Here is a 918-nt window from a genome sequence, read left to right on the forward strand (position 1 = left end):
CGGCCGATCCTGATTATTGCGACGGGGAAGGGGCCGAGAGCTTCGCCACCCTGCTCCGGCGCTGCGAGGCCGCGCTGGCGCGGCTCGCCGCCATGCCGCCCGCCTCGCTGGTCTATGTGTTCGGGCATGGGCAGTTCATCCAGGCCGCGCGCGCGATCGTGGCCGACGCTCATCTTGACGATCAGGCAAAGATGCGCGCCTTCTGGCGCAAGGGCGAGCCGCCAGCGATCAGCAACGCGCAGCGGGTAGGATTCCGCTGGCATGGCAGGCGCTGGGAATGTGCGCCGGCGATCGCCGCCTAAATCAACGCCGGAGAGGGCGGGGGGCGTCGCTCATCACCCCTGTAGCCGCGAAATCGTCGCTTGGCTGACGTTGAACAGCGCCGCGACCGATCGCTGGGTGTCGCCTGCGTCGAGCTTGCGCCGCGCCTCGGCCTGCTGGTGCGGGGTGAGGGCGCTCTTGCGGCCGAACTTGACCCCGCGCGCCTTGGCCTGGGCGCGGCCAGCGCTGGTGCGCTCGGCGATCCGCTGGCGCTCGTAGCTGGCCGCGACGCCTAGAACGGCAATCACAACTTCGGCGAGCTGCGAGGTCGTGTCCACCATCGGTTCGGCGATCGAGCGGAAGCCGGCCCCGGCCTCCTTTACCGCATGGAGGATGTTCAAGAGGTCGCGCGTGTTGCGGGCGAGGCGATCGGTCGCCGTCACCATCAGCACGTCGCCGGGATCGAGCGCGCCGATCGCGCGCTTGAGCTGGGGCCGCTCGGCCGACGCGCCGCTGATCTTCTCGCGGTAGATCTTCGCGCAGCCCGCCGCCTCAAGCTGGGCGAGCTGCTGGGCCAAATCTTGGCCGTTGGTGGAGACGCGCTGTAAACGCTCGCGCTAAATGGCGGCGTTCTGATCGCGCTATTTGTCAGTTGCC

1 protein-coding gene and 1 pseudogene are annotated in these 918 nt (G+C 69.0%); one reads left to right on the forward strand and one right to left on the reverse strand.

The genetic code is table 11. The features are described from left to right. On the forward strand, window positions 1-302 hold a 302-nt coding region (locus AX681_RS03690), incomplete at its 5' end, for a histidine phosphatase family protein (protein ID WP_197424227.1). A gap of 33 nt (window positions 303-335) precedes the next feature. On the opposite strand, the pseudogene AX681_RS03695 reads toward AX681_RS03690, so the two are convergent. Continuing rightward, window positions 336-863: pseudogene (locus AX681_RS03695) on the reverse strand (recombinase family protein); the annotation flags it as partial. Window positions 864-918: the final 55 nt, after the last annotated feature.

The sequence above is a fragment of the Sphingomonas sp. CCH9-E2 genome, assembly GCF_001557215.1.
GTDB lineage: Bacteria > Pseudomonadota > Alphaproteobacteria > Sphingomonadales > Sphingomonadaceae > Sphingomonas.